This is a genomic window from Paenibacillus sp. FSL R7-0345, from assembly GCF_038595055.1.
In the GTDB taxonomy this organism is placed as follows: domain Bacteria; phylum Bacillota; class Bacilli; order Paenibacillales; family Paenibacillaceae; genus Paenibacillus_AQ.
Window position 1 is genome coordinate 2,462,325 of record NZ_CP152002.1, and the last position, 24,180, is coordinate 2,486,504.

Annotated in this window: 27 protein-coding genes and 1 tRNA gene; 20 read left to right on the top strand and 8 right to left on the bottom strand. The window is 53.5% G+C overall.

The window, feature by feature from the left end; translation table 11 throughout:
• Window positions 1-289: 289 nt before the first annotated feature.
• Entirely contained in the window at window positions 290-2,005 is a 1,716-nt protein-coding gene (locus NST84_RS10170; protein ID WP_342566391.1) for an ABC transporter ATP-binding protein, read from the bottom strand.
• 207 nt (window positions 2,006-2,212) lie between these two features.
• Here NST84_RS10170 and NST84_RS10175 point away from each other — a divergent pair, with 207 nt between their 5' ends.
• Window positions 2,213-2,314 (top strand): YjcZ family sporulation protein, encoded by a 102-nt coding sequence (locus tag NST84_RS10175; RefSeq protein ID WP_342565464.1) that lies wholly within the window; start codon window positions 2,213-2,215, stop codon window positions 2,312-2,314.
• Window positions 2,315-2,516: 202 nt separating this feature from the next.
• The gene (locus NST84_RS10180; RefSeq protein WP_342565465.1) at window positions 2,517-3,749 is read left to right on the top strand and encodes an MFS transporter; all 1,233 of its coding nucleotides are present in this window, start codon (window positions 2,517-2,519) and stop codon (window positions 3,747-3,749) included.
• Window positions 3,750-3,816: 67 nt separating this feature from the next.
• Here NST84_RS10180 and NST84_RS10185 read toward each other — a convergent pair whose 3' ends face one another.
• The 3 genes from NST84_RS10185 to NST84_RS10195 form a co-directional block, all read right to left on the bottom strand.
• Window positions 3,817-4,575, bottom strand: coding sequence for a methyltransferase domain-containing protein (locus NST84_RS10185; RefSeq protein WP_342565466.1), 759 nt, complete (start codon window positions 4,573-4,575; stop codon window positions 3,817-3,819).
• 99 nt (window positions 4,576-4,674) lie between these two features.
• The gene (locus tag NST84_RS10190; RefSeq protein ID WP_342565467.1) at window positions 4,675-5,280 is read right to left on the bottom strand and encodes a LysE family transporter; all 606 of its coding nucleotides are present in this window, start codon (window positions 5,278-5,280) and stop codon (window positions 4,675-4,677) included.
• Window positions 5,277-5,744, bottom strand: a complete 468-nt coding sequence (locus NST84_RS10195; RefSeq protein ID WP_342565468.1) for an Lrp/AsnC family transcriptional regulator — start codon at window positions 5,742-5,744, stop codon at window positions 5,277-5,279. Before NST84_RS10195 ends, NST84_RS10190 begins: the two co-directional genes overlap by 4 nt.
• Before the next feature lie 204 nt (window positions 5,745-5,948).
• Here NST84_RS10195 and NST84_RS10200 point away from each other — a divergent pair.
• The 4 genes from NST84_RS10200 to NST84_RS10215 all read left to right on the top strand — a co-directional run bounded on the left by NST84_RS10200 (window position 5,949) and on the right by NST84_RS10215 (window position 9,725).
• Window positions 5,949-6,032, top strand: a tRNA-Leu gene (locus tag NST84_RS10200).
• Between the two features lie 227 nt (window positions 6,033-6,259).
• Complete coding sequence (locus NST84_RS10205) at window positions 6,260-9,028, top strand: PAS domain S-box protein (protein WP_342565469.1); 2,769 nt, start codon at window positions 6,260-6,262, stop codon at window positions 9,026-9,028.
• A gap of 24 nt (window positions 9,029-9,052) precedes the next feature.
• Entirely contained in the window at window positions 9,053-9,241 is a 189-nt protein-coding gene (locus NST84_RS10210) for a hypothetical protein (RefSeq protein WP_342565470.1), read from the top strand.
• Window positions 9,242-9,326: 85 nt separating this feature from the next.
• A complete protein-coding gene (locus NST84_RS10215; RefSeq protein ID WP_342565471.1) occupies window positions 9,327-9,725 on the top strand; it encodes a NusG domain II-containing protein in 399 nt (132 codons plus the stop codon).
• Window positions 9,726-9,732: 7 nt separating this feature from the next.
• On the opposite strand, the gene NST84_RS10220 is transcribed toward NST84_RS10215, so the two are convergent.
• From NST84_RS10220 to NST84_RS10230, 3 genes are read right to left on the bottom strand one after another with little or no spacing between them, the layout of a single operon-like run.
• On the bottom strand, window positions 9,733-10,599 hold the full coding sequence (locus NST84_RS10220) for a TIGR03943 family protein (RefSeq protein WP_342565472.1): 867 nt from the start codon (window positions 10,597-10,599) through the stop codon (window positions 9,733-9,735).
• Between the two features lie 21 nt (window positions 10,600-10,620).
• Window positions 10,621-11,610, bottom strand: a complete 990-nt coding sequence (locus NST84_RS10225; protein WP_342565473.1) for a permease — start codon at window positions 11,608-11,610, stop codon at window positions 10,621-10,623.
• A 32-nt stretch (window positions 11,611-11,642) separates the two neighbouring features.
• A complete protein-coding gene (locus NST84_RS10230; protein ID WP_342565474.1) occupies window positions 11,643-12,686 on the bottom strand; it encodes a GTP-binding protein in 1,044 nt (347 codons plus the stop codon).
• Between the two features lie 225 nt (window positions 12,687-12,911).
• On the opposite strand from NST84_RS10230, the gene rpmG reads away from it, so the two are divergent.
• The 9 genes from rpmG (at window position 12,912) to NST84_RS10275 (ending at window position 19,843) form a co-directional block, all read left to right on the top strand.
• Window positions 12,912-13,061 (top strand): 50S ribosomal protein L33, encoded by a 150-nt coding sequence (rpmG, locus tag NST84_RS10235; RefSeq protein ID WP_342565475.1) that lies wholly within the window; start codon window positions 12,912-12,914, stop codon window positions 13,059-13,061.
• A 45-nt stretch (window positions 13,062-13,106) separates the two neighbouring features.
• On the top strand, window positions 13,107-14,315 hold the full coding sequence (locus NST84_RS10240; protein ID WP_342565476.1) for a GTP-binding protein: 1,209 nt from the start codon (window positions 13,107-13,109) through the stop codon (window positions 14,313-14,315).
• Window positions 14,316-14,828: 513 nt separating this feature from the next.
• Window positions 14,829-15,536 (top strand): metal ABC transporter ATP-binding protein, encoded by a 708-nt coding sequence (locus NST84_RS10245; RefSeq protein ID WP_342565477.1) that lies wholly within the window; start codon window positions 14,829-14,831, stop codon window positions 15,534-15,536.
• Entirely contained in the window at window positions 15,482-16,345 is an 864-nt protein-coding gene (locus NST84_RS10250; RefSeq protein ID WP_342566392.1) for a metal ABC transporter permease, read from the top strand. The genes NST84_RS10245 and NST84_RS10250 overlap by 55 nt, the downstream gene beginning before the upstream one ends.
• Window positions 16,346-16,385: 40 nt before the next feature.
• Window positions 16,386-17,534 carry a zinc ABC transporter substrate-binding protein gene (locus NST84_RS10255; RefSeq protein WP_342565478.1) on the top strand — a complete coding sequence of 383 codons (1,149 nt, stop codon included), beginning with the start codon at window positions 16,386-16,388 and terminating at the stop codon, window positions 17,532-17,534.
• A gap of 24 nt (window positions 17,535-17,558) precedes the next feature.
• Window positions 17,559-17,828: a 30S ribosomal protein S14 gene (rpsN, locus tag NST84_RS10260; RefSeq protein WP_342565479.1), complete on the top strand. Its 270-nt coding sequence runs from the start codon at window positions 17,559-17,561 to the stop codon at window positions 17,826-17,828.
• A gap of 155 nt (window positions 17,829-17,983) precedes the next feature.
• Window positions 17,984-18,403 carry a DUF6157 family protein gene (locus tag NST84_RS10265; RefSeq protein WP_342565480.1) on the top strand — a complete coding sequence of 140 codons (420 nt, stop codon included), beginning with the start codon at window positions 17,984-17,986 and terminating at the stop codon, window positions 18,401-18,403.
• 22 nt (window positions 18,404-18,425) lie between these two features.
• Entirely contained in the window at window positions 18,426-19,178 is a 753-nt protein-coding gene (locus NST84_RS10270) for a GNAT family N-acetyltransferase (protein WP_342565481.1), read from the top strand.
• A 38-nt stretch (window positions 19,179-19,216) separates the two neighbouring features.
• The gene (locus NST84_RS10275; RefSeq protein ID WP_342565482.1) at window positions 19,217-19,843 is read left to right on the top strand and encodes a class I SAM-dependent methyltransferase; all 627 of its coding nucleotides are present in this window, start codon (window positions 19,217-19,219) and stop codon (window positions 19,841-19,843) included.
• A gap of 98 nt (window positions 19,844-19,941) precedes the next feature.
• Here NST84_RS10275 and NST84_RS10280 read toward each other — a convergent pair whose 3' ends face one another.
• Window positions 19,942-20,526, bottom strand: coding sequence for a helix-turn-helix transcriptional regulator (locus NST84_RS10280; RefSeq protein ID WP_342565483.1), 585 nt, complete (start codon window positions 20,524-20,526; stop codon window positions 19,942-19,944).
• Between the two features lie 164 nt (window positions 20,527-20,690).
• Here NST84_RS10280 and NST84_RS10285 point away from each other — a divergent pair, with 164 nt between their 5' ends.
• The 5 genes from NST84_RS10285 (at window position 20,691) to racE (ending at window position 24,035) form a co-directional block, all read left to right on the top strand.
• Window positions 20,691-20,978, top strand: a complete 288-nt coding sequence (locus NST84_RS10285) for a Dabb family protein (protein ID WP_342565484.1) — start codon at window positions 20,691-20,693, stop codon at window positions 20,976-20,978.
• A 217-nt stretch (window positions 20,979-21,195) separates the two neighbouring features.
• Window positions 21,196-21,636 carry a HepT-like ribonuclease domain-containing protein gene (locus NST84_RS10290; RefSeq protein WP_342565485.1) on the top strand — a complete coding sequence of 147 codons (441 nt, stop codon included), beginning with the start codon at window positions 21,196-21,198 and terminating at the stop codon, window positions 21,634-21,636.
• 60 nt (window positions 21,637-21,696) lie between these two features.
• Window positions 21,697-22,368, top strand: coding sequence for a metalloregulator ArsR/SmtB family transcription factor (locus NST84_RS10295; protein ID WP_342565486.1), 672 nt, complete (start codon window positions 21,697-21,699; stop codon window positions 22,366-22,368).
• Window positions 22,369-22,471: 103 nt separating this feature from the next.
• Window positions 22,472-22,933 (top strand): YtxH domain-containing protein, encoded by a 462-nt coding sequence (locus NST84_RS10300; RefSeq protein ID WP_342565487.1) that lies wholly within the window; start codon window positions 22,472-22,474, stop codon window positions 22,931-22,933.
• Between the two features lie 295 nt (window positions 22,934-23,228).
• A complete protein-coding gene (racE, locus tag NST84_RS10305; protein WP_090711066.1) occupies window positions 23,229-24,035 on the top strand; it encodes a glutamate racemase in 807 nt (268 codons plus the stop codon).
• Window positions 24,036-24,180: the final 145 nt, after the last annotated feature.

Below are 24,180 nucleotides of genomic sequence, written 5' to 3' on the forward strand. Positions count from 1 at the left end.
AAACAAAATTGTAACACCGCCGATCCGCAAAGGAACAGCCGCTGAATGGGAAGGTGTAGAAAGCCGGGTTAGTTAAAGTAACTAATTTATTGCAAGCGGCGCAGGCACAACTGCAGCAGAATGAAGATACACGCCGATCCGGTCGCCGCTTATGCCCTTTTATACCTGCACCCGCAGGTTATCATTCGTGCACCGGAGGCTTCACGCCACAACAAAACAACCTTCCGCCGGACGGCCAGCAGGCCGGGGAGCGGAAGGTTGTTTTTTTTAACCTATGTGGTTATTCAGCCTATGCGTTGTACTGGGCCTGATACAAGCGGCTGTAAGTACCGCCAGCGTTCACCAGGTCTTCGTGGCGGCCTTCCTCGGAAATGCCGTCCTCGTTCACGACAATAATCCGGTCGGCATTTTTGATCGTGGTCAGCCGGTGGGCGATAACCAGGGTAGTCCGTCCGACAGACAGCTCAGCCAGGGACTGCTGGATCGCTGCTTCTGTCTCGGTATCAAGCGCAGAGGTAGCTTCGTCCAGGATCAGAATCGGCGGGTTCTTCAGAAACATGCGGGCAATGGCCAGGCGCTGCTTTTGACCGCCCGACAGCTTCACGCCGCGTTCACCGATAATGGTATCCATGCCGTCCGGCAGGCTGTTGATCAGTTCCTCCAGATGGGCGCGTCTGGCGGCTGTCCAGATCTCATCCAGCTGGGCATCGAGCTTGCCGTAAGCAATGTTTTCGCGGATGGTACCCGAGAACAGGAATACATCCTGCTGCACGATCCCGATCTGCTTGCGCAGGGAATGCAGCTTTATATCACGGATATCCGTTCCGTCAACGGAGATGGCACCGCCGGTGACATCATAGAAGCGGGGCAGCAGGCTGCAGATGGTCGTTTTCCCGGCACCGGAAGGGCCGACAAAAGCAATGGTCTCCCCGGCATTGACCTTCAGGCTGATCTGATTCAGCACAGGCCGGTCTGCCTCATAACCGAAGCTTACGTTATTAAAGGTAATATCGCCGCGCAGAGAGCTTGCATCAACGGCCCCCGGCTTGTCGGCGATGTCCGGCTCTGTATCAATAATTTCAAGATAACGCTTGAAGCCGGCAATACCCTTCGGATAACTCTCGATAACGGCATTGATCTTCTCGATCGGCCGGAAGAAGATATTGGACAATAAAATGAAAGCGACGAATTCACCAATCTCCAGCTCCCCCTGGATAAAGAACCAGGCACCGCAGATCATTACAACAACAGTAATCAGACGGGTCATCATGTAGCTGACCGAGGAGCTTTTGGCCATCAGCTTGTAAGCCATCAGCTTGGTTTTGCGGAAATTCTGGTTCTCTACAGCAAACAGCGTCTTCTCATACTCCTCATTGGCAAAGGACTGCACAACACGGATCCCGCCGACATTATCCTCAATCCGGGCATTGAAATTACCTACATTGCCAAAAAGGTTGTGGTAGGTAGAAGTCATGTTGCGCCCGAAATAAATGATGACCCAGGCCATAATCGGCACAATAATGAAAGTAATAACCGCGAGCTGCAGATTCAGGTCTGCCATGAGAAGAAACGCACCGATGAGCGTCATGACAGCGATGAACACATCCTCGGGACCATGGTGGGCCACCTCGCCGATATCATTAAGGTCATTGGTAATCCGCCCGATCAGATGGCCGGTTTTATTGTTGTCGAAGAAACGGAAGGAGAGCTTCTGGATATGGTCGAACATTTTTTTGCGCATATTGGTTTCAATGTTGATCCCAAGCATATGGCCCCAGTAGGTAACCACGTAGTTCATAATAGTCGTCAGGGCATAAATCCCGAGCAAGGCTATACAAGCCAGCAGAATCAGCGGCCAGTCCTTGCCCGGCAGCAGATCATCAATAAATGTATTCACAGCCACCGGAAAAGCGAGCTCCAGCAACCCCGCGCCCACCGCACAGGTGAAGTCGAGAATAAACAGCCCTTTGTATGGCCGGTAATAGGAGAAAAAACGACGCAACATCTCTTGTTCACTCATTTCTGTAATAGTATGTATTGTTAGTTGAGAGTCATTCTCAACTACCTTATTCTTAGGATACTAAAGAGGGTAGCCGGATTTGTCAACCTTTGTCATACCGGAGTTGATCAGAGTTTTATGCCGCTTCACCCAGTCCAAGCTCATAAGCTTTACATATTTTATGGGTATTCCATCAAAAAAGGGGGGGTTAACATGAGCGAAAATATCGGCGGATACAGCCCGTTCACTTCTACCGGTGCCATTCTGGTTTTGTTCATCCTGCTTGTAATTATTTCTAAATCCTTTTTAGTGTAACGGAAGAAGGTCTCATGCTAAACCTGCCGGCCGTATAGCCGGCAGGTTTGCTCTGTACATATCCCGCCGGCAGTTATCCAAAAACATATGCAAATACAATCAGGCAAGGTTATAATATAACAATGTGTGTAAGAAAATTGGGTTCTAACAGCTGACAAGCCCAGGCTTGCCAGCTGTTTCTACTGCAGCCGGGAGGAACATCATGACTGTAAGATCTCAAGACAGGGCAACCGGAAAGCAGGAGATGTCCAGTGCACGTGCCGGCTCCGGCGGGCTTATGCTGGTGCTTGGCATCATTTTCGTAGCTGCCGCCCTGCGGGCACCGTTCACCTCTGTCGGACCGCTGCTCGGACTGATCCGGGACGATCTGGGTCTGTCCAATACGCTGGCCGGATTTATCACTACGCTGCCGCTGCTTGCATTTGCCCTGCTGTCGCCGTTTGCGCCGCAGCTGGCCCGCCGATTTGGACTGGGCAATGTGCTGCTGCTGGCCATGCTGACGTTAGCCGGAGGCATTCTGCTCCGCTCTGCCTCGGGCGCCGTTACCTTTTTCACAGGCACCGCGCTGATCGGACTGGCTATTGCCGTCTGCAACGTGCTGCTTCCCGGACTGATCAAGGGAAGCTTTCCGCTGCGGATCGGTCTGATGACCGGAATGTATACCGTATCTATGAATCTGTGCGCTGCGGCAGCCTCGGGCTTCAGCGTGCCGCTTGCGGGACAAGCCGGGTTAGGCTGGCGCGGAACGTTGTCGCTCTGGTTTATCATCGCTTTGCTTGCTGTTGCATTCTGGATTCCGCAATTAAAGGGCTTTGTCCAGGGTAACGGGGGAGGCGCAGCCAAATCTTCGATAAAGGTCTGGAAATCACCGCTCGCCTGGCAGGTCACATTATTCATGGGGCTGCAATCCCTGCTTTATTATGTGCTGATCTCCTGGTTCTCGGTAATTCTGGGTGAACGCGGCATGTCGGCCAGCCATGCAGGCTGGATTTTGTCTCTGATGCAGCTGGCCCAGCTGCCGTTTACCTTTTTTGTACCGCTGCTGGCCGGCCGGATGAAGAACCAGCGCAGTCTGGTCCTGATCACATCCATCCTGTTCTTTATCGGCATCCTTGGCATCTGGCTGGGCAGCACGGCCTGGATGGCGCTGTGGGCAGTCTGTATCGGCATCGGCGGCGGCTTCGCTTTCGGACTGGCTATGATGTTCTTCAGCCTGCGGACCCGCACAGCCCAGGAGGCAAGTGAGCTGTCCGGGATGGCCCAGTCTGTCGGCTATCTGCTGGCAGCAATGGGACCTGCACTGTTTGGGCTGCTCCATGATGCCACAGACAGCTGGAGTGTTCCGCTCGGCCTGCTGGCCGCTGCGGCAGTGCTTCTGTCTGCTGCAGGCCTGGGAGCAGGACGGGATAAAGTGGTTGAGAGCCGGACTTCCTAAAAGTAGCTGAATCAACCCCTGATAAAAGAAGAGCACGCCGGATTCGAACTTCCGGCGTGCTCTTCTTTTATCTTTTCACGGCAACAACCCGGATTCGCCGGTAATCCATTACCCAGACACCGTCATGGAACAGCTGCGGCCTCAGCTCCTGCTCCATAAAGGCCAGGACCTGCCCGCGCTGCACAGGAGTAAGTACGCTTAGAATGCCGTCCGCAAAAGTGTTCAGCCAGGTGACAAAACCCTGCTCGCCGCCGGCCAGCGGAGTGGGGCGGTCATAGCAGAGCGCAAGGCTTGCTGACAGCCCGCTCTGCTCAAGCAGAGTGGTGTACTCTGCGATGCCTGGGAAATACCAGGGCAGCGCAAGCTTATCCTGGCATCCGGCCGCAGCGAAGGCGAGCGGCAGCCCGTGGACGACCGACGCGATGTTGTCCTTGCCGCCGAACTCGGCAACAAAGCGGCCGCCGGTCCGCAGACTTGCGGCAATGCTGGCCGCAGCGCCCCTGGCATCGGTCAGCCAGTGCAGCGCCGCGTTGCTGAACACCGCATCGGCAGACGGCTCGGCGGTATAGCTCTGGCCGTCGGCCAGAATAAATGTAAGGTGCGGATGCTTAAGCCTGGCTGCAGCGATCATTTCCGGCGACGCATCAATGCCGGTGACTGCAGCGCCGCGGCTGGCGATAGCGGCCGCAAGATCTCCGGTGCCGCAGCCCCAGTCGAGGATGAACTCACCAGCCGCGGGCTTCAGCAGTTCAATCAGCGATTCGCCGTACTGGGAGACAAAGGCCATATCTGTGTCATAGGTTCCTGTATTCCATTTCTGGTTCATGGGGTAAAGCTCCTTTCGGTTACGAATGTTAATAACGTTGTAACACGCCGGATAGTTATAAGTAAAATATATAAACATTATAAAACTTATTGTTTTTACCTATACAAGTGCAGTGCACAGTTCATAAATGCTGAAGAGGATGAGGAAGACTGCAGACGTACGGCTCAGGATTCGGCTAAAGGATTCCGTAAGCCTGCTGCTGATCCAGCTTATGATTAAAGTCAGGAGCAGCCACCAGCAGAAAGAGCCGAGGGCTATGCCGGCAGGCAGAAGCAGGGAGCTTCCGGCTCTGCCGCCCAGGGAAGCAGCCAGCGCCATGAAGCCCAGGACTGTTGCCGGATTGGCCAGTGTCAGAAGAAAAGAAGAGAGCAGGCTGTACAGCCTGCTGCTGCGGACTGTCTCCGGCATAGCATCGGCTCCCGCTGCCCGCCAGGCGCTGATACCCAGATAAGCGATGAACAGAGAGCCGAGCAGCTTCAATGGTAAGGCGAATCCGGCTGTAAACGCACTTACCGCCTTGAAGCCTGTTACTGTTACCAGTGCATAAAAGGCGTCGGCCAGGGCAATTCCTGCTCCTGTAGCCAGGCCGGCGCTCAGACCCTGCCGCAGGGTCCGGTTCATGCAGAGCAGTGACATCGGTCCCACCGGCGCTGCAACAATGAAGCCGAAGCCCAGGCCGCTCAGCAGTGCAGACCAGAGGATCATGTTTCACCTTCTCCAAACGGCAGGACAACATTGGGTGTCTCCTTGACGGTCCCCAGAATAATGGTCGTCCGCGTGCGTACAATACCCGGCAGTCCCTTGAGCTCCTCACTGATAATCCGGTCCAGGTCCCGTGTTCCCCTGCAGCGGATTTTCAGGATATAATCATCATCACCTGCTGTATGATGACATTCCTGAATTTCCGGGAGCTTCTGTACGAGTGTAAGAAAAGCCTCCCGGTGTGACGGACGCTCAAGGGAGACGGCGACGAGTGCCGCCAGGCTGTAGCCTGTCGATTCTGCATCAATCAGAGCTGTGTAGCCTTTGATTATTCCCTGCTCCTCCAGCCGTCTTACCCGGTCAGCAGCGGCGGGGGATGACAAACCGAGCGCCCCGGCCAGTTCAGACCAGGTTACTCTTCCATTAGCGATAAGGGTGTTGACTATCTTTTTATCCAAAGCATCCATTAATATCATCCTTAATATATAAAGTGTTTATTTAATATAACCTTACAATATAAATAAAACAATAGCCTGATACTTAAAATGATAATTATCACTCAGGCGCTTTTATTAAACTTATTAATATTTTTTGTGAAAAACTCTTGCATTTCATCTCTGAAGAGTGTATATTCTTAATTACGGTGATTGAATCACTGAGATACATAATATGCGGTCGTGGCGGAATTGGCAGACGCGCACGGTTCAGGTCCGTGTGGTAGCAATATCGTGGAGGTTCGAGTCCTCTCGACCGCATTCTCTTTATCAGAAAACCCTTCGCAAGAAGGGTTTTTTCGTTTTTTAACTGCGCTTAAATACCTTTACCTGCTCTTAATCCCTCAGTCACGTCAGTGATTGAGGGATTTTGTGTAAGCAGCGGGCCCGTTCTGCCCAATGGCTTCAGATTCGCGGCAAATCAGCCGAAAAAAAGGTATACTATGAAAGAGCTATGACCCCCGAATTTTCCAGAGGAGGCAACATCCTTGTCTGATTCCCTTTATAAAACCCTATATATGCGGTCTTCCACCGGTTTTGCAGTCGTTTCTCTCAAGAACGGAATGATAGAGCTCGCGAATCCGGCCTTATGCGGTATGTTCGGTTACAGTGAAGAGGAGTTTTTGAGCCTCGGGTATCTGGACATAACCTGTGTGGAGGCGAAAGACCAGGCAGACCAGGAACGGGTGATGAAGCTCCTGCTGCAGAGTCCCGGTGCGTCTGTGGACAGCGAAGAACGGTTTATCCGCAAAAGTGGCGAAATATTCTGGGCGGCGCTGCACCTGTTTCTGACTTTTGATGAGGCTGCAGGCACTCCGGAGTATATGATTGCGGAACTGCAGGATATCACAGAACGCAAGCAGGCGGAGCAAAGGGTGCGCGAGGAATATAACCTCTATAATCTGATCACCCGGAACACGCCGGATATGATCTCATTGGCCGATCCCGAAGGAACCATTGTGTATGTATCCCCTTCTGTGGAAAAAATGCTGGGCTATCCCGCCAAGGAAATGATCGGTAAGAAAAGACTTGAATATTATCATGAAAAAGACGCCAGTGAGATGAGGGAGCCCGGTAAGCTCTTTTCCGACAATGATGTGTTCACCAGGAGAGTGCGCCACAAAAACGGTAATTATCTGTGGATTGAAAGCTCGTTTCAGATTATGCGGAATTCGCAGGGTGAAGTGGAGCAGGTGCTTACCGTAGCCAGAGATATTACTGCCCGCCGGATAATCGAGGAGCAGCTGCGCGAGAGTGAACGGAATTACCGGCTGATCTCGGAGAATTCCCAGGATTTCATTTCGCGCAATGCAACGGATAAGGATGCGACGTATCTGTATGCCTCTGCGGTCTGCCGGCAGATGTTCGGCTATACACCTGAGGAAATGGTCGGAACGAAAGGGATGGGTTATGTCCATCCTGAGGATAAGGCGAGAGTCCAGCAGTACATCCTTGACGGAATGAGCGGGCTGAAGCTGGAGCCGATCGTGTTCCGCTTTTTGTGCAAGGACGGCACCTATCTGTGGTCAGAAACGACGCTGCGCCATATCACTTACGGTTTCGGCGAGAATCCGGAAATTATCGGTGTAACCCGGGATGTCTCGGAGCGTAAGCAATATGAGCTGAAGATGATGGAGGATATCACTGAGCGGAAACGCCATCTGGAGCAGATTGAGAAGCTCAGCTATGAGCACTCACTGATTTTGAACTCTGTTACTGAAGGGATATTTGGCATAAGCCTCGAAGGAGAGACGGTGTTTATTAATCCGGCCGCCTCCGTCATGCTGGGTTATGACAGCCAGCCGGGCGGGGGCATCGAGCTGCATGCCATACAGCAGACGTGGCTGGACGGTGAGCCTTATCCGGGAGGCGGCATGACGCTGCCGGAATGGTTCGCAGAGCATCTGTCCTATGAGGAGAAGGAAGGAGTATTCTGGCGTCTGGACGGCTCCAGCTTCCTGGTCAGGTACCGGATAACTCCGCTGTTTGACAACGGGGAGCAGAAGGGCGTTGTTGTTGTATTCCGCGATATTACGGAGGAAAAAGCGATTGTGCGGGCCAAAGAGTCGGCCGAACAGGCGGACCGGGCGAAGTCGGAGTTTCTGGCGATTATGAGCCATGAGCTGCGCACGCCGATGAACGGGATTATCGGGATGACGGATCTGCTCACCACTACCGAGCTTAGTGAGGAGCAGCAGTACTATGCGCAGATTATCAACAAGAGCAGTGCATCGCTGCTGCATATCCTTAATGAAGTGCTGGATTTCAGCAAAGTTGAGGCCGGCATGATGACGGTGGATCTGCAGGCGGTTGATCTCCGGCAGGTGATGGCTAATGTAACTGAAATCTTTTATCCGCGGGTGAAGGAAAAAGGGCTTGCCCTGCATATGGAGATTGATCCGCAGCTTCCGCCGCTGCTTGTGACAGATGAGGGCAGACTGCGTCAGATTCTGATTAATCTGGCCGGCAATGCCGTTAAATTCACTGATGAAGGAACGGTCAGCATGACGGCTCAGCTGGAGGCGGTTTCTGAGAACGGAACGGTTATCCTCAAATTTACGGTAAAGGATACCGGGATCGGCATTGCGCCAGCCAGCCAGGGGCTGCTGTTCCAATCCTTTTCCCAGCTGCATCCTTCAATTAACCGCAAGTACGGCGGTACCGGACTGGGGCTTGCGATCAGCAAGAAGCTGGTCGAGCTGCTGGGCGGGGTAATCGGTGTGGACAGCCGGGAAGGGGAAGGGGCGGAGTTCAATTTTACCATTGAAGCCCTGATTCCGCGGGAGGATTATGCCCGGGAGACCTTAACGGCAGGTGAAGGGGATAAGCAGGTTACAGTACAGAACAGGCGCAGTGAGTACTCGTTCGGTGAATTTGGCCCGCTGTCCATTCTGATTGCTGAAGATCATCCGGTCAACCTGCAGATCCTGCAGGCGTACCTCAAGAAGCGGGGATATACTGCTGATACGGCCCTGAACGGACAGCAGGCAGTGGAGGCGGTACGTTTGCGCCATTATGACCTGATCTTTATGGATATCCAGATGCCGCTGATGGACGGGATTGAAGCTACAATGCGGATACGGGAGGAGCACGGGCTGTACCCGGTTATTGTTGCCGCCACTGCTTTCGCACAGAAGGAAGACAAGGAGATGTGCCTGAGAGCTGGTATGCAGGATTTCATCTCCAAGCCCATCCGTACCGAGGAACTGGACAAGATATTAAGAGAATGGTCGGCCCAGCTCCGTAAACTGGAATAACGGCGTCCGAGGGAGGTTGCGGGAATGAAAGGACTCCTGTATTTGCTGTTTGCTGCAGCGTACGTGCTGGTGACCTTTTTTGGAATGGGGCCGGTGCTATTCGCGGATGGAACGGCAGCTGAACGGGTGGTGACACTGATGACGGTGCTGCTGATCTATGTCCTGCTTACGCTCGGACTGCTGCTGGTGCGCAGGCGTTACCGAAAGCATTGACAATCTTTTCTTGGCTGGCTATATTAATATTATTCGTAACTTTTACGCATAAAATACAGGCAGCGAGAGGATTACACCACCGGATATGATGAAACGCGGAGATTTTATAGTAATTGTAGTGGTTCTGCTGCTGGCTGGCGGAATCTGTGGGGCTAAATGGCTGGATACCCGGGGTGAGAAGTATGAGCAGGGGGATTTACAGGCTGTGATTACAGTCAACGGTAAAGCCTATCAGACTGTCACGCTGACCAAGGAAGAGCAGGTCATTGATATTCAGACCAAATACGGCCATAACATCCTCAAGGTATACGACTATGGCATTCAGATGACCTATTCCGATGCCCCGCTAAGTATTGCGCTTGACATGGGCTTCATCTCCAGGCCGAAACAGCAGATTATCTGCCTTCCGGCCAGGCTGATGGTAGAGGTTGTTAATCCTGATTCCTCTATCGATAATGACGAGGAGCTGGACGCTGTTATTTAGCGTCTATTTATTCATCCGGACTGTCTGTGAGCTGATCCCAGGCGGCTACGGAATCGGCATTGGAATATACATAAGGCGTCACCGGCTGCGGAACCGGAGTTATGGTTTCGGGAATAATCTGAACAACGGCTTTCCCCTGAAATTCTGCTGTATGAAGCTTGCCCCGCACCTCAATCCAGGTGTCTGCGGGCAGGCTTATTTGCGTTCCGGGATCAAGCAGGATACCGAATGGCGTTGCGTCTGCCGTGCAGCACTGCACCAGAAAACGGCTTACGGCCAAAGAATCACCGTTTGCCCCCTGCTCCCTATACAGAAATCCGGAGACGGAAACTTCTTTGCCCTCAAACTGCTTTTTGTACAGGTCGATTGCCCCGAAGGTTTCGGAAAAGATCTCAGGATGCACCGTAATTACAGGCTGTTTATCCAGTTTTTCCGCCAGCTTGGCAAATTCCTCCTGATAGGGGCTGGAGGCGGCAAACCGCTCTTCCCGGCCTTCCTCGGGCGAAATATAGGTGAGCGAGACGCCTTTTCGTGCTGCGGCAGCAGTGCCAAGCGCCCGGTCGGGCAGTACAAAGCCGAGCAGGAGCGGCAGCAGGAACAGGCCGTATAAGGCGGTACTCCTGAGCACCGACCGGGGCAGCTGATGTTCACAGTCGCAGAGTGTGCTGCTTTTGCCGAACAGGGCTTGTAACCCCAGACTTGCGGCCATCAGCGCCAGCGGTACCGGACAGAGCGAAATCCAGCGGGCCAGCTTGGGGGCAACATAATAATGCAGCGCATCCTGCTGGCTCAAATGGGCGATATACAGCGCAAAGCCGAGCAGCAGGGCCGCCCGGAGCAGGTAATGCGCACGGATGCTTCGCGGGTCATTCATAGAAACCTCCTAGAGTAAAGACTAGAGCCAGAGAGAAGCCAGCACCGAGCCGATAAAAACGGCTGCTAAAATGAGAAAGAACAGATAGAAGGCGAATCTGGTTTTGAACAGGGAGAGCAGCATCAGCGAGTTTTTGAAGTCAAGTGTCGGTCCGAGCACCATAAAGGCCAGCAGGGAGCCGGACGGAAAGGTATGCAGAAAGGTGGCCGCAACAAAAGCGTCAGAAGTGGAGCATAGTGACAGCACGAAGGCGAGGCCCATCATGAACAGATACGAGCCCAGCGGCATGCCGCCGATGGCTTGAAGGCTGCTGTGATCCATAAAGGTCTGAATGCCCGCAGTCAGCAGGCAGCCGATGATCAGATATTTGCCCATCTCGAAAAATTCATCCGAGGTATGCACAAGCACGGAGACAAACCGGCCCCCGCGGGTGGCCAGCCGGTGTGCTTCGCCGCTCTCCCGCCGGATGGTCAGCCGCAGCGGCGACTTGGTCACAGTGGCGTATATGATAAGACCTACAGCAGCTGCCACGGCAAAAGCCAGTCCCATCCGCGCGTAAGCCAGCCAGGGATGGGTGCGGAAGGCAGTCAGCGTAGCCCCGTATACGACAGGGTTCAGGATCGGGCCGGAGAGGATGAACACAATAGCGACATACAGCGGCATCCCCTTCTGCATCAGCCGGCGGACAAGCGGAATCATTCCGCATTCGCAGACTGGGAAAATGATGCCCAGCAGGCAGCCGAACAGGATCGCCGGGACCGGGCGCCGCGGAATCCAGCGTGAGATCCATTCGTCCGGAACGAATACACGCAGCAGTGAGGAGAGCAGGGCGCCGAGCAGCACGAAGGGCATAGCCTCCAGCAGAATGCCGATAAAAGCTGCTTTAAAGCTGTGCATATAGGCGTTGTCCAGCAGCTCCGGATGTTCCGGCAGCCAGACTATGCCCAGGGTGATCAGAAAGACGGCGGGAACAAGCAGCGGCAGCAGTTTGAGCGGTGAAAATATAGTCAAGGCGTCGTCAGGCTCCTTCCCGTTTCATTGCTTCAGCTGAAAAGCTGAGACCAGCGGCTGCTCAGCTGCTCTTCATTTAAACCCAGACCGATAAATACAATATAAGGCTGGCCGGGATACCTTGAGGCTTCCCAGCTGATCCGGTTACCTGCGAACTGGACCAGCTGGACAGGCTGAAGTCCGTGCTCCTGGCCAGCCAGGCGGACATGGCCCTTGGCTCTAAGCAGGCTGGCACCCCATTGCCGCAGGAAGGCTTCCAGCTTCTCTCCCGAAATGCCCTGCTCCGCAGACTGCGGAAAGGTGAGTGTGACAGCGGATACCTGCGAGTAGGAGCCGCCGGTGCCGGTCTCCCGCTCCTGTACGGCGGTTGCTCCGGGAGTCTGTCCGGATTGCTGGCGTTTTAGCGGAACACCGCTGACAGGAAGCACACTGCGCAGGGCGGCGGCCTTACGGGGCTCCTGCGGAATTATGCCGGCGAGCAGCGGGGCAAGATTGATTTCACTGTAATGGGTAAAAACAATCTCCGAGTCCATATTGTATTTGCGGATTGTTTTTTCAATACGCCACAGCCGCTCCGGCTCGACAAGGTCGGATTTGTTGACGATCAGCAGATCAGCACCGGCAAGCTGCTTGCGGAGTGTCCGGACCAGCTGCTTGTCGGACGAGAAGCGGCTGTTGTATTCCAGCACGTTCTCCGCATCCAGTACGGAAACGGTATAATGCAGATTTACTTTTTCATTAAGCGGCTGCTCCTGCAGCGTCAGGGCGATTTCTTCAGGATCGGCCACCCCGGTAAGCTCGATATAGATAATGTCCGGCCGCCGGGCGAGTACGGCATTCAGGCTTCTGGGCAAATCCTCTTTGCGGCTGCAGCAGACACAGCCGTCCAGCAGCTTTTCCACATTGGCCCCGGTCTGCTCCTGTAAAATATAGCCGTCGACATCGCGTTTACCCAGCTCGTTCATCACAACCCCTGCATTCAGCCCCCGTGCCTTGCTCTCATGCAGCAGGGTGAGCAGGAGGGTTGTCTTCCCGCTCCCCAAAAAGCCGCTCAATATCATCACCGGTATCTTCATGGTCCACACTCCCGCCTTTTTTTTGTTATCAGTCAGTAACTGCAAGAATCATAGTTTCATAATTCCATCTATACGTGCTGCGGCGGACAGAAAGACCACAAATGTAAGAGAGTTCCTGCTGCGCTGATAGAATTTTTTTGGCACAGGCAGTTGACAGCGGGCTAAAGGAGCCTGTATGATGTGTAAATCGTAAAAATTACGATTAAATAAAAGGAGCTGATTATTGTGAGAGTAACTGTTACTTTGGCCTGTACGGAAACAGGTGACCGCAACTATACCACCGTCAAGAATAAGAAAAATAATCCCGAGCGTCTGGAAATGAAAAAATATTGTCCGCGTTTGAAGCGCGTTACACTGCACCGTGAAACCCGCTAATGCTCAAGTGTTAGTGCAAATAAAACTAAAGTAAGGGGCATAACCATGAAAAAAATTCCTGTAACCGTACTGAGCGGCTATCTCGGCTCCGGCAAAACTACACTGCTCAACCATATCCTGCAGAACAGGGATGGCCTGAAGGTGGCGGTAATCGTCAATGACATGAGTGAAGTGAACGTGGATGCCAATCTGGTCAAATCCGGTAACACTCTGTCACGGACTGAAGAGACGCTGGTGGAGATGTCAAACGGCTGCATCTGCTGCACCCTGCGCGACGATCTGCTGCGTGAAGTGAGCAAGCTGGCTGCTGAAGGCCGGTTCGACTATATCCTGATTGAATCCTCCGGGATCAGCGAGCCCGTACCGGTGGCCCAGACCTTTACTTACGCGAATCCGGAGCTGGATATTGATCTGACGGAGCTGGCCAGGCTCGATACGATGGTTACGGTGGTTGACGCGAACCGGTTCTGGCATGATTTTGCTTCAGGGGACAGCTTGCTTGACCGCAGCATGACCGCCGGGGAAAATGATTTCCGCGATATCGTCGACCTGCTGATCGACCAGATCGAGACCTGCGATGTGCTGCTGCTGAACAAATGTGATCTGGTGGAGGAACAGGAGCTGAACAAGCTGGAGGCCGTACTGCGCAGACTGCAGCCTTCCGCCAAAATAATCCGCACCGTTAAGGGTGTGGTGGATCCTAAGGAAATTCTCAACACCGGCCGGTTCGATTTTGAAAAAACAAGCATGTCCTCCGGCTGGATTGCCGAGCTGAACAAGGAGGAGCATACACCGGAGACGGAGGAATACGGCATCGCCTCGTTCGTTTACCGGCGCAGAGCACCGTTTCATCCGCAGCGGCTCAGCTTCTTCTTCAGCAACTGGCCGGAGGAAGTGGTGCGGGCCAAGGGTCTGGTCTGGATTGCCGCCAAAGGTGATCTGGCGGCAACCCTGAGCCAGGCCGGACCGTCAATCCAGTTCGGCCCGGCGGGCTACTGGCTGGCTACACTGCCGGAAAGTCAGCAGCAGGAGGTGCTGGCAACTGAGCCGGATGTGAAGGCCAAATGGGATCAGCAGTGGGGTGACCGGATGAACGAGATCGTGTTCATCGGCATCGGAACGGACCGGGCTGCATTGGAAGCGCGGCTTGACAGATGCCTCCTGTCCGCTGAAGAGATGGGAGAGGACTGGAAGCAGTTTAATAATCCGCTGCCTTGGCCTTCTGAGGAGCTGCTGGCTGCGGGGCAGGAGTAACAGTGGTGTTTAAGATGTGAACGATACAGAGGCGGAATCAAGGATCAGAATTAGAATGCTGTACGAGTAGCGCAGGCTTCGAATGATCGCATGTTACTGCTGGGGGTTCCGGTTTTCGGTTCGAGCTAAAGGAGTGAGAAGCTATAGATGTTGATTAATCGTAATTATTATGATTAATTTCGTCAAACCGGTTTACAAATCGTAATTATTACGATAAACTCATTGAAGTGAAAACGTAATAATTACTAACAACGGGTGCTGAATGCCCTTTGAATGTCCCTTGAACGCCACAGAATGACTCTAACGGACACCATAGCCTTTATTGGGCTGAAAACGAGGCTCAGAAATTTTTAACGGCATCTGAGTCCGTAAGAAATGGAAAGTGGCTCAGCAGGCGCATTTAACGGCATTGGAGTCCGTTAGAAACAGTGAAGGTGGGTGAAAGCCGGTGCGATTAAGTATGAGCCGGTGCAAGTGGATGGGAGCCGACGAGTCAAGAAGGGAGGCAGGGCCATGATATTATCGTCCATGCGTAATGTGGTATTTGGTTACGGTGAAGAGCCGGTAATTGACCGCCTCACGCTGGATATTCAAACCGGGCAGTTTATCGGCATTACCGGGCCGAACGGGGCGGCGAAGACTACATTGCTTAAGCTGATGCTGGGCCTTCTGCGGCCCTGGAGCGGGACGGTTGAACTGAATAAGGAGCTGGCTGCAGAAGGCAGGCTGAACGTCGGTTATGTTCCGCAGCAGGTAGCTTCATTTAACAGCGGATTTCCGAGTTCGGTAATTGAGCTTGTGCGGTCCGGCTGCTATGGGCAGCTGGGATTATTCCGCCGCTTTACCCGCGAACAGGATGAGCTTGTGGAGCGTTGTCTGCGGCAGGTGGAGATGTGGGACTACCGCAGCCGCAGGATTGGCGAGCTGTCCGGCGGACAGAAGCAGCGGATCTGCATCGCCCGGGCGCTGACCCAGCAGCCGCAGGTGCTGGTGCTGGATGAGCCGACAACCGGGATGGATGCGGCAAGCCGCGGCGGATTTTATAAACTGATGCGCCATTATGTAAATGCCCATGGCCGGACCGTCATTATGGTCACACACGGGCTGGAGGAAGCGGGCGCATATCTGGACAGTGTGATCAGTCTGGAACGCAAGGAGGAGGAGGGCTGGACATGTTTGGTTACGAATTCATGCAGCGCGCATTTTGGGCCGGAGGGCTGATTGGGATCATTGGCCCTTTGCTTGGCGTCTATCTGATGCTGCGGCGCCAGGTGCTGATGGCCGATACACTGTCGCATGTGTCGCTGGCCGGAGTGGCGCTCGGCTCAGTGCTCCAGCTTAATCCGGCGCTTAGCGGCTTTGCCGTCGCCGTTGCCGGCGGACTCGTCATCGAGCAGCTCCGCCGTTCCTACCGTACATACAGTGAACTCCCGGTAGCCATTATCATGACCACAGGACTGGCGCTGGCAGTGGTGCTGATGAGCCTGAAGCAGAATTTGAGCACAAGCTTCAGCTCATATCTGTTCGGCTCCATAGTCGCCGTCAGCGATACCCAGCTGAGGCTCATCGCGGTCGTTGCCGCTGTTGGCCTGGTCTATTTCATCGTACTGCGCCGGCCGCTTTACAGCCTGACCTTTGATGAAGAGACTGCCAGCATCAGCGGAGTCCGTACAGGACTTCTGTCCTTTTCGTTCGCAGTGCTTACCGGTATGACTGTCGCCGCTGCTATGCCGGTAGTGGGCGTGTTGCTGGTATCTGCGCTGATTGTTCTGCCGGCATCACTTGCCCTGCGCATTGCTTCCGGCTTCACCGCCGCTATTCTGATTGCAGTATCTGCCGGGCTGCTCGGCGTGTTCAGCGGCCTGACCGCCTCCTATTATATAAATACGCCTCCCGGAGGCACGATTGCGCTCATCTTGCTGCTGTTCCTGCTGACAGCCATTGCTATACAAAAGCTGATCAGGCTGAAACGCCGCCATAGTAAATACCGGGGCCCGCTGCGCAGCAGAAGCTCCGTTCAGGAAATATAAAGAATGAATCCATTGAAGAAAAGGAGTGTTACCCCTCATTATGCCAACGTTCAACATCCGTCATCTTGCCGTCCTTTCCCTGTCAGCCCTGCTTATTGCTGCAGGCTGCGGCAATAACAACAATCCATCGGGCAATACGGCTGCTACTAACGCTGCAGGCAATGCAAATACAACCGCTGCTGAAACGGCAGCAATTCCTGCTGACAAGCTCGATATCAAAGTAAGCTTCTACCCGATTTATGAGTTCACCCGGCAGATCGCCGGTGATCTGGCTGATGTCGAGCTGCTGGTACCGGCAGGAGTCGAGCCGCATGACTGGGAACCGACAGCCCAGGACATGGCCCGGATTACAGATGCGGACATGCTTATCTACAACGGGGCCGGAATGGAGAGCTGGACCGGTCAGGTCGTGGACGGTGCCTCCGGCAGCAAGCTGATCGCTGTGGAGGCCAGTAAGGGGCTGGAAATTATGGAGAGCGCCGAAGGCGAAGAGGCGGGTCATGACCATGAGCATGCGGAAGAGGCTCATAGCGCTGACGATCATGACCATGAACATGCAGATGAGGCTCACAGCGCTGACGATCATGACCATGAACATGCAGATGAGGCTCAAGCAGCTAACGATCATGACCATGAACACGGACATGCCCACGACCATGGCGGCCTGGACCCCCATGTCTGGCTGGCGCCTTCCCTGGCAATTCAGGAGGTACGCACTATTGAAGCTGCGCTTGCCGCGGCAGCCCCGGCACATGCTGCTGCATTCAAAGCTAACGCCGACAGCTATGTTACTGAGCTTGAGCAGCTGGATAAGGACTTCAAGGACGGCCTGTCCAATACCAAACGTAAGGATTTTATTACCCAGCATGCCGCCTTCGGCTACCTGGCTAAGGAATACGGCCTGACTCAGGTGCCGATTGCCGGCCTGTCACCGGAACAGGAGCCTTCCGCTGCCCAGATGGCTGAAATTGTTGAGTTTGCCAAGGCCAACAATGTAAAAACGATCTTTTTTGAAACTCTGGTCTCTTCCAGTGTCGCTGAAACGATTGCCCATGAAATTGGAGCAAAGACGGCCGTTCTGAACCCGCTTGAAGGTCTGACTGATGAGGAACGCAGCAGCAATCTCGATTATATAGCGATTATGCGCCTGAATCTTGAAGCGCTGAAGATAGCATTGAATAATTACTGATAATAGAAAGGAGCTTGTATAGCAATGGCCAAAAAATCCAAAGTGGTTAAAGAGCTCAAACGCCAGGAGCTGTTCGCTAAATACGCCGACAAACGCAGAGAGCTGAAAGCGAAAGGAGATTATATGGCACTGCAGAAGCTGCCGCGCGATTCCTCGCCGACACGCCAGAAGAACAGATGCGCTGTTACAGGCCGGCCTAGAGGTTACCTGAGCAAATTTAAAGTCTCCCGGATTGTTTTCCGCGAACTGGCGCTGAAGGGCCAGATTCCCGGTGTCACCAAATCCAGCTGGTAGCTTAAGCTTGCACGGAAGCAGTCTTTTACAAATAAACCTGACAGACAGCACAGACAGCCATTCCCGGTTTTTCGGGCAGTGGCTGTTTTTGTTGAATCTGGATCCCTTTACCTGATGAGTTCAGTACACTAATATAGAAGAAAGGAGGCGGGAAAATGAGCTATTCCAACACGTTTATCCGTGTCGCAGCGGATTGTCCGGTGGAGACAGGAGTCATACCGGTCAGCTCAAAACCGCAGCTGCCTGCGCATATCATCCAATACGAGCTGCTTGCAGACTGTCCCTACCGGTATACACATGAGGAGCTGCTGTATGAGGTTCATGTCCGCCACAAGCAAATTCCGGAGGAGGAGCGTACTTCCCGCAGGGCTGAATTATGGGCCGAGCTGTTCTCCAAAAAGCATCCCTGCCTCCGTGCCTCCATGCTGCCCAAGCGCTATGGCTGGGGTGTCCATTATGATGCTGAGGGCAGGATCGCCATTTACGCCATGGAATCCCCGGAATACGACGGGTTTATTTCCGGGACAGACAGCGGGCTAACCCTGCTGAATGCGATGCGGAGCAAACGGAGCTAGAGACATAAAGGAGGATGCGGCTGTGTACAAAAATATTGAAGAGCTGACCCTGAATACCTGGCCGGCGGAGCAGAGTGTGCTGCTGGATGGCTGGATTTTGCGGTCAGCCTCAGGCTATACGAAACGGTCGAATTCTGTGAATCCGTTATACGGACCGTCAGAGACGGGATATAGTCTTGATGTGGGGCAGAAAATCCGGCTTGCTGAGCAATATTATGAACAGGACGGGCTGCAGACGGTATTTAAAATCACCCCGTACATCCATCCTGCCGGACTTGATGACCTGTTAAGTGAACAGGGCTACCGGATGGACAGCCCCTCATCCGTCCGGGTTCTTGAACTGGAGCAGCTGCCGCCGCTGCAGAGCCGGCATACGCTCGTAATCAGCGGGCAGCTTACAGCTGAATGGCTTGCGGTTTTCGCCCGCCAGGCGGAGTTGTCCGAAGCACAGCGGGATACGCTCTCCCGGATGCTGTCATCCTCCAGCCTGCAGCAGGGATATGCGCTGCTCCTGAAGGACGGTGTGCCAGCCGCCTGCGGTCTTGGTGTTATACAGCATGGCTATATCGGGCTGTACGACATCATTACAGCACCTGAATACCGCAGACAAGGAATGGCGGAGGAGCTGATTCTCGGCCTGCTGCACTGGGGACGCACACAGGGTGCGTCGGCATCCTTTTTGCAGGTTGTTCTGGCTAACACCGGCGCATCCGCTCTATATGACAAGCTGGGCTATAAGGAAGCATATAGATACTGGTATAGGATTAGAGACTAGATTCTAACAGCAAAATTCCAACAGCAAAGGAGATAACCATGTCGCAATATTGGGATGGGCGCTTTGCCCGGGAAGGCATGATATGGGGTAGTGAGCCGAGTCCGTCGGCGGAGCAGGCAAGGAAGCTTTTTCTTGCAGAAGGTGTGAAATCGGTGCTGGTGCCCGGCGCAGGCTATGGACGTAACACCAAAGTATTCTCGGCGGGATTCACTGCCTATGGCGTTGAAATGAGCGCGGAGGCACTGGAGCTGGCGGCGGAGTGGGACCCGGAAACTGTTTTTATTGCCGGATCGGCGCTGGAGGTACAATTGAATACACAAGTGGACGCTGTATATTGCTATGATGTGCTTCATTTATTTATGGAGGCACAGCGGCGGCAGCTGGTTGCTGCATGCCTGGATCAGCTGCGGCCCGGCGGGCTGCTGTATTTCACCAGCTTTTCCGATGAGGACCCGAACAACGGCACAGGCAACCAACTTGAACCGGGAACCTATGAATATAAGGAAGGGAAATATGCCCACTTTTTCAGCGAGGCTGATCTAAGAGATCATTTTGCCGGAACGGAGATTCTGGAGACCGGATCATTTACCGAGCGGCTGCATAGCAGCCAGGGCGGGGCTCATGAATACATACTGCGGTACATTATTGCACGTACATTGTCCTAAATACCGAAGACGCCAATAGGCCCTTCTTTTATAGAAAGAAGGGCCTTAAGTATAGTTGTCACTAAGGAGTAAATAAGATCATCCGGGTATTATGTCCGCTATCTCAGCTCACAATCGGCGAACAAAATATGCCGCGGAATACGGAAGAAGCTCTCCGCCTTTTCCTGCAGAGCCAGGGTTGGAAGATGGCAGTGATGCAGCCATTTGCGGAAGGTGCCCGGGTGGACGCCGATCCAGATGCTGACATCCGTTACAGAGAAGTCATACACCATGCACAGCCCAGTAAGAATAACATTATTCTGCGGAGAGTGGGCAAGCGTTCTTTTCATAAAACGGGATGGGGTGGGCTGGCAGACAATCGGACTTTGCCGCAGCAGTGCCTCATTGAACAGAATATGGGACGGATAGCCCAGCAGCCGGCATACCTTGTCCAGATTGTTTCTGGAGGGGATGCGGCCTTCGTACACCCAGGCGCTTACACTGCGCGAGGATACGGAAAGCTCTTCGGCAAGCCTGGAGAGCTTCATGTCCTTGGCCATCAGAATGGCCAGCAGTACCCGGTTACGGATCTGGCTGCGTTTAGGTCTGCGGAACCGTTTTACACGTACGCCCTGTCCAAGATATTTGCGGTTGATCAGAGACCAAGCCTGAATTTTGTGAGGTTCTTGTTGATTCTTAGGCATACTTCCTCCGAATTTTTAACGTTATACTACAATACTTTCCGGTACGCTGCAATGGTTAATGCTGTAATTGCTGACATGGGGGTTAAGTTTCTTTCAGAAGTGTTGCCGTTATGATATATTTTTAGTAATCAAATTTACAATACTCACAGCAGGGAGCGAAATAGATGATCAAGCATATCGTATTTTTCAAATTAAAAGACCGGTCTCCGGAGAGTGTGGCCGTTACAGTAGGCGTACTCCGCAACATGGAAGGGAAGATTCCGCAGCTGCTCTCTATTGAGGTTGGTGCAGATGTGATTCATTCGGAGCGTTCCTTCGATATCGCGCTGGTGACTACCGTTGCTTCACTTGAGGATCTGCAGGCCTATCAGGTTCACCCTGCCCACAAGGAAGTTATTGCCCACATTAACGAGGTTAAAGAGCTTTCTATCGCTGTGGATTACGAAATTTAAGTGTAGCCGGCTGCGTAGGGCCGGGTTTTCATTTTATACCGGAAGCGGTGATGTGAATGCGTGAGCTTGAGTATCCGATGGAAGCGTTGACGTATCTGATCGTTTTTCTGGCTGCCTGTTTCATTATGCTGTTCTGGCTGAAACGCAAGGGCAGACGCGGCAAATAAGTATAGCATGTTATCGTTCTTCCACACCACCAGACTTGGAGGGTTAAGCTGTGTACTATGTTAACCGGAAACAAATTGAGAATATACTGGATCAGATTCCCGCAATCGGGACCGGTCTGCGCAGTGCTGCGGATTCCTGGGACGGTGGCATTATTAACGGACTTGTACAGGAGCGGTGTCTGCATCTGGCGATTGAGGTAGTGACGGATGTCGGCAGCTGCCTGATTGACGGCTTTATTATGCGCGATGCGGGAAGCTATGAGGATATTATTTCGATCATTAACGAGGAAACAGTGCTCGGGGACAGCGGAATGTACGATACCCTGATCGATCTGGTGGCGCTCCGTAAGCCGCTGGTGCAGGATTATTTTGTCTGGGACCGGAGCAGGCTTCACCCGCTGACCCTGCTGCTGCCGGGTATTCTGGACCGTTTTGCCCTGGAAGTGCGCAGATATCTGGATCAGGAGCTTGGGGCGGAAATACAGGTCTAATTCTATAAATGGGGTATACAATACGCGTGCGCCAGCCGCAAGGAAAGGGGGGACTTGAACATGAAAAAAGGGCAGGAGAGCGGTTCGACAAGACGCAATATTATGACGCTGCTCAAAATGAAGGGGCCGCTGACGATCGGCGCGCTGGCTGAGGAACTGGGCATTACCGAAATGGGTGTCCGCCGTCATGTGCTGCAGCTGGAGCAGGAGTCGCTGGCCAAAACGAGAGTGGTCCGCCAGGCGATGGGCAGGCCGATGCATGTGTATTCGCTGACCGAACGGGCGGAGGAGCATTTTCCCAAAACCTATCACAATCTGGCGCTGGAACTCCTGAAGGAGCTGGACCAGACGAGCGGGATTGAAGCGGTTAATGTGCTGTTTGAAGGCCGGCGCAGACGGATGCTTGCCCAGTACACGCCGATGATGGAGCACCGGGACCTGGAGGAACGGGTGGCTGAGCTGTCAGCGATCCAGAATTCCGGCGGGTACATGGCTGAATGGAGCAAGGAGGAGGACGGCAGCTTTGTGATGCGGGAGTACAATTGTCCCATCCGCCAGGTTGCCACGCAATACCGCAAAGCCTGCCAGTGTGAACAGAGCCTGTTCGAGGAGCTGCTCGGGGCAAAGGTGACGCGAAGCGAATGTATGGCCGAAGGCGGGCAATGCTGCCGGTATGCGATTACAGCGAATCCTCCGGCCAAGCGGGACAAAACGTACGAAAAGTCTTCCTGAACCAGTCACAGGACAAACTCTCTATGCTTATGATATAGCAGAACTAGGCGAACGCCCGGGGGTGACGGGCAGAGGCACTTTGAATCCAAAGGAGAGATTGACGATGAAAAAGGATACCAAAAGCTTGCTGTGGGGAATTCTGGCCGGTAGTGTAGTCGGTTCTGTGACTGCCCTGCTGTTTGCCCCTAAACCGGGAAAAGAGCTGCGCCAGGACATTGTGGACGGAACGAACGGTGCAATTGATAAGGTGCAGGAAATCGCGGGTGCAGCAGGCGAAAAAAGCACGGAGCTGTACGGGAAAGCCAAAGACGCAGTGGAGTCCGTGGTCAGCGAAGTGAAGGAATGGAGCAAGCAGTATACCCAGATTGATGCGGAGGAAGAAATTGCCGTAGTCAGCGGAATCGTTACTGAGGAAGCTGCTGTAAGTCTGGACGAAACGGAAACGGCAGAGATCATTGCGGCCGCTGCCGGGGATGCACAGGATGTGGCTGATGCGGAAGACAATGCGGACGCTGTTCTGGAAGATGGAGTTGCTGCAAAAGATGACAAGGACAGCATTCTCTAATATCGGGCGCTGAGCAGCCGGTGTGTCGGATCCAGGGGGAACCGGTTGCTGCGCTTTTGCTGAAAATGTAGACTGCCCAAACCTATAGGCTGAAGCCGGTCTCCGGCCGCTTGCCGCCGCTTCCCGCGTATCGTGCGGGAGGCGGTTTTGTATGTTTCCGGGGGTTATTTTAAATCCATTCTTGAACTGGCGCCGCAAAAAGAGTATTATCTGCAATTGGGGCTCAAACTCAGGTACACTTGTGTCTGACCTTACATAAGCTACTCAAAACAAGTAAAAAGGAAGCGGTGTGTTCGTGCAGCAGGCTATAGCTATACTAGACTCAGGTGTGGGGGGGCTTACAGTTGTCAAAGAAGTCATGAGACAGCTTCCCAGGGAAAAGATCATTTATTTTGGTGATACTGCCCGCGCCCCTTACGGACCCCGTTCGACCGAAGAAGTGAAATTGTTCACTGAACAAATCGTTGACTATTTAATTCAATTTAATCCTAAAATGATAGTAATTGCTTGTAATACGGCAACAGCAGCAGCACTCGATTATATTTCGGCCAAGGTGTCCATTCCCGTTATCGGTGTGATCCACCCCGGAGCCCGCGCGGCTATCAGCGCTACCAAAACCGGCCGGGTCGGTGTGATCGGAACGGTCGGAACCATAAAAAGCGGGGCGTATACCGCTGCGCTAAAGGAGCTGTCCCCGTTTGTAGAAGTGGTCAGCCAGGCTTGTCCGGCGCTGGTGCCCTTTGTGGAGCAGGGCATGTTCCGCTCGGAAGAGAGCCATATCGCAGTGGCTGAATCTCTTAACGGCATGAAATACGAGCCTATCGACACTATGATTCTCGGCTGCACTCATTATCCTTTTTTGGTAGAGCCGATCGGTAAAGTGATGGGGCCGGGAGTGAAGCTGATCAGCTCAGCGGATGAAACGGCGCGGGAGATTAGTACGATTCTCTATGACAAAGGCCAGCTGGCCCGGGGGGATGAAACCCCGATTCACCAGTTTTTCTGCAGCGGAGATGCCGAAATGTTCCAACGGATCGCCCGCGACTGGCTCGGCGAACAGCTCAAGCGGACCCCTGTGGTCTGGCAGGTATCCTCGCTGTAAGCCTAAGAATGACATTCGCCAGCTAAGGCGCTTGGAATGGGGACAAACCCATGCCGTATGGATGCAAATGAACCGGGAGATATTCCCGGTTTTTTTGTGTTTTTAGGGGCAAATGAAGAATAGTGTGGAGAGCGGCAAATGAGCG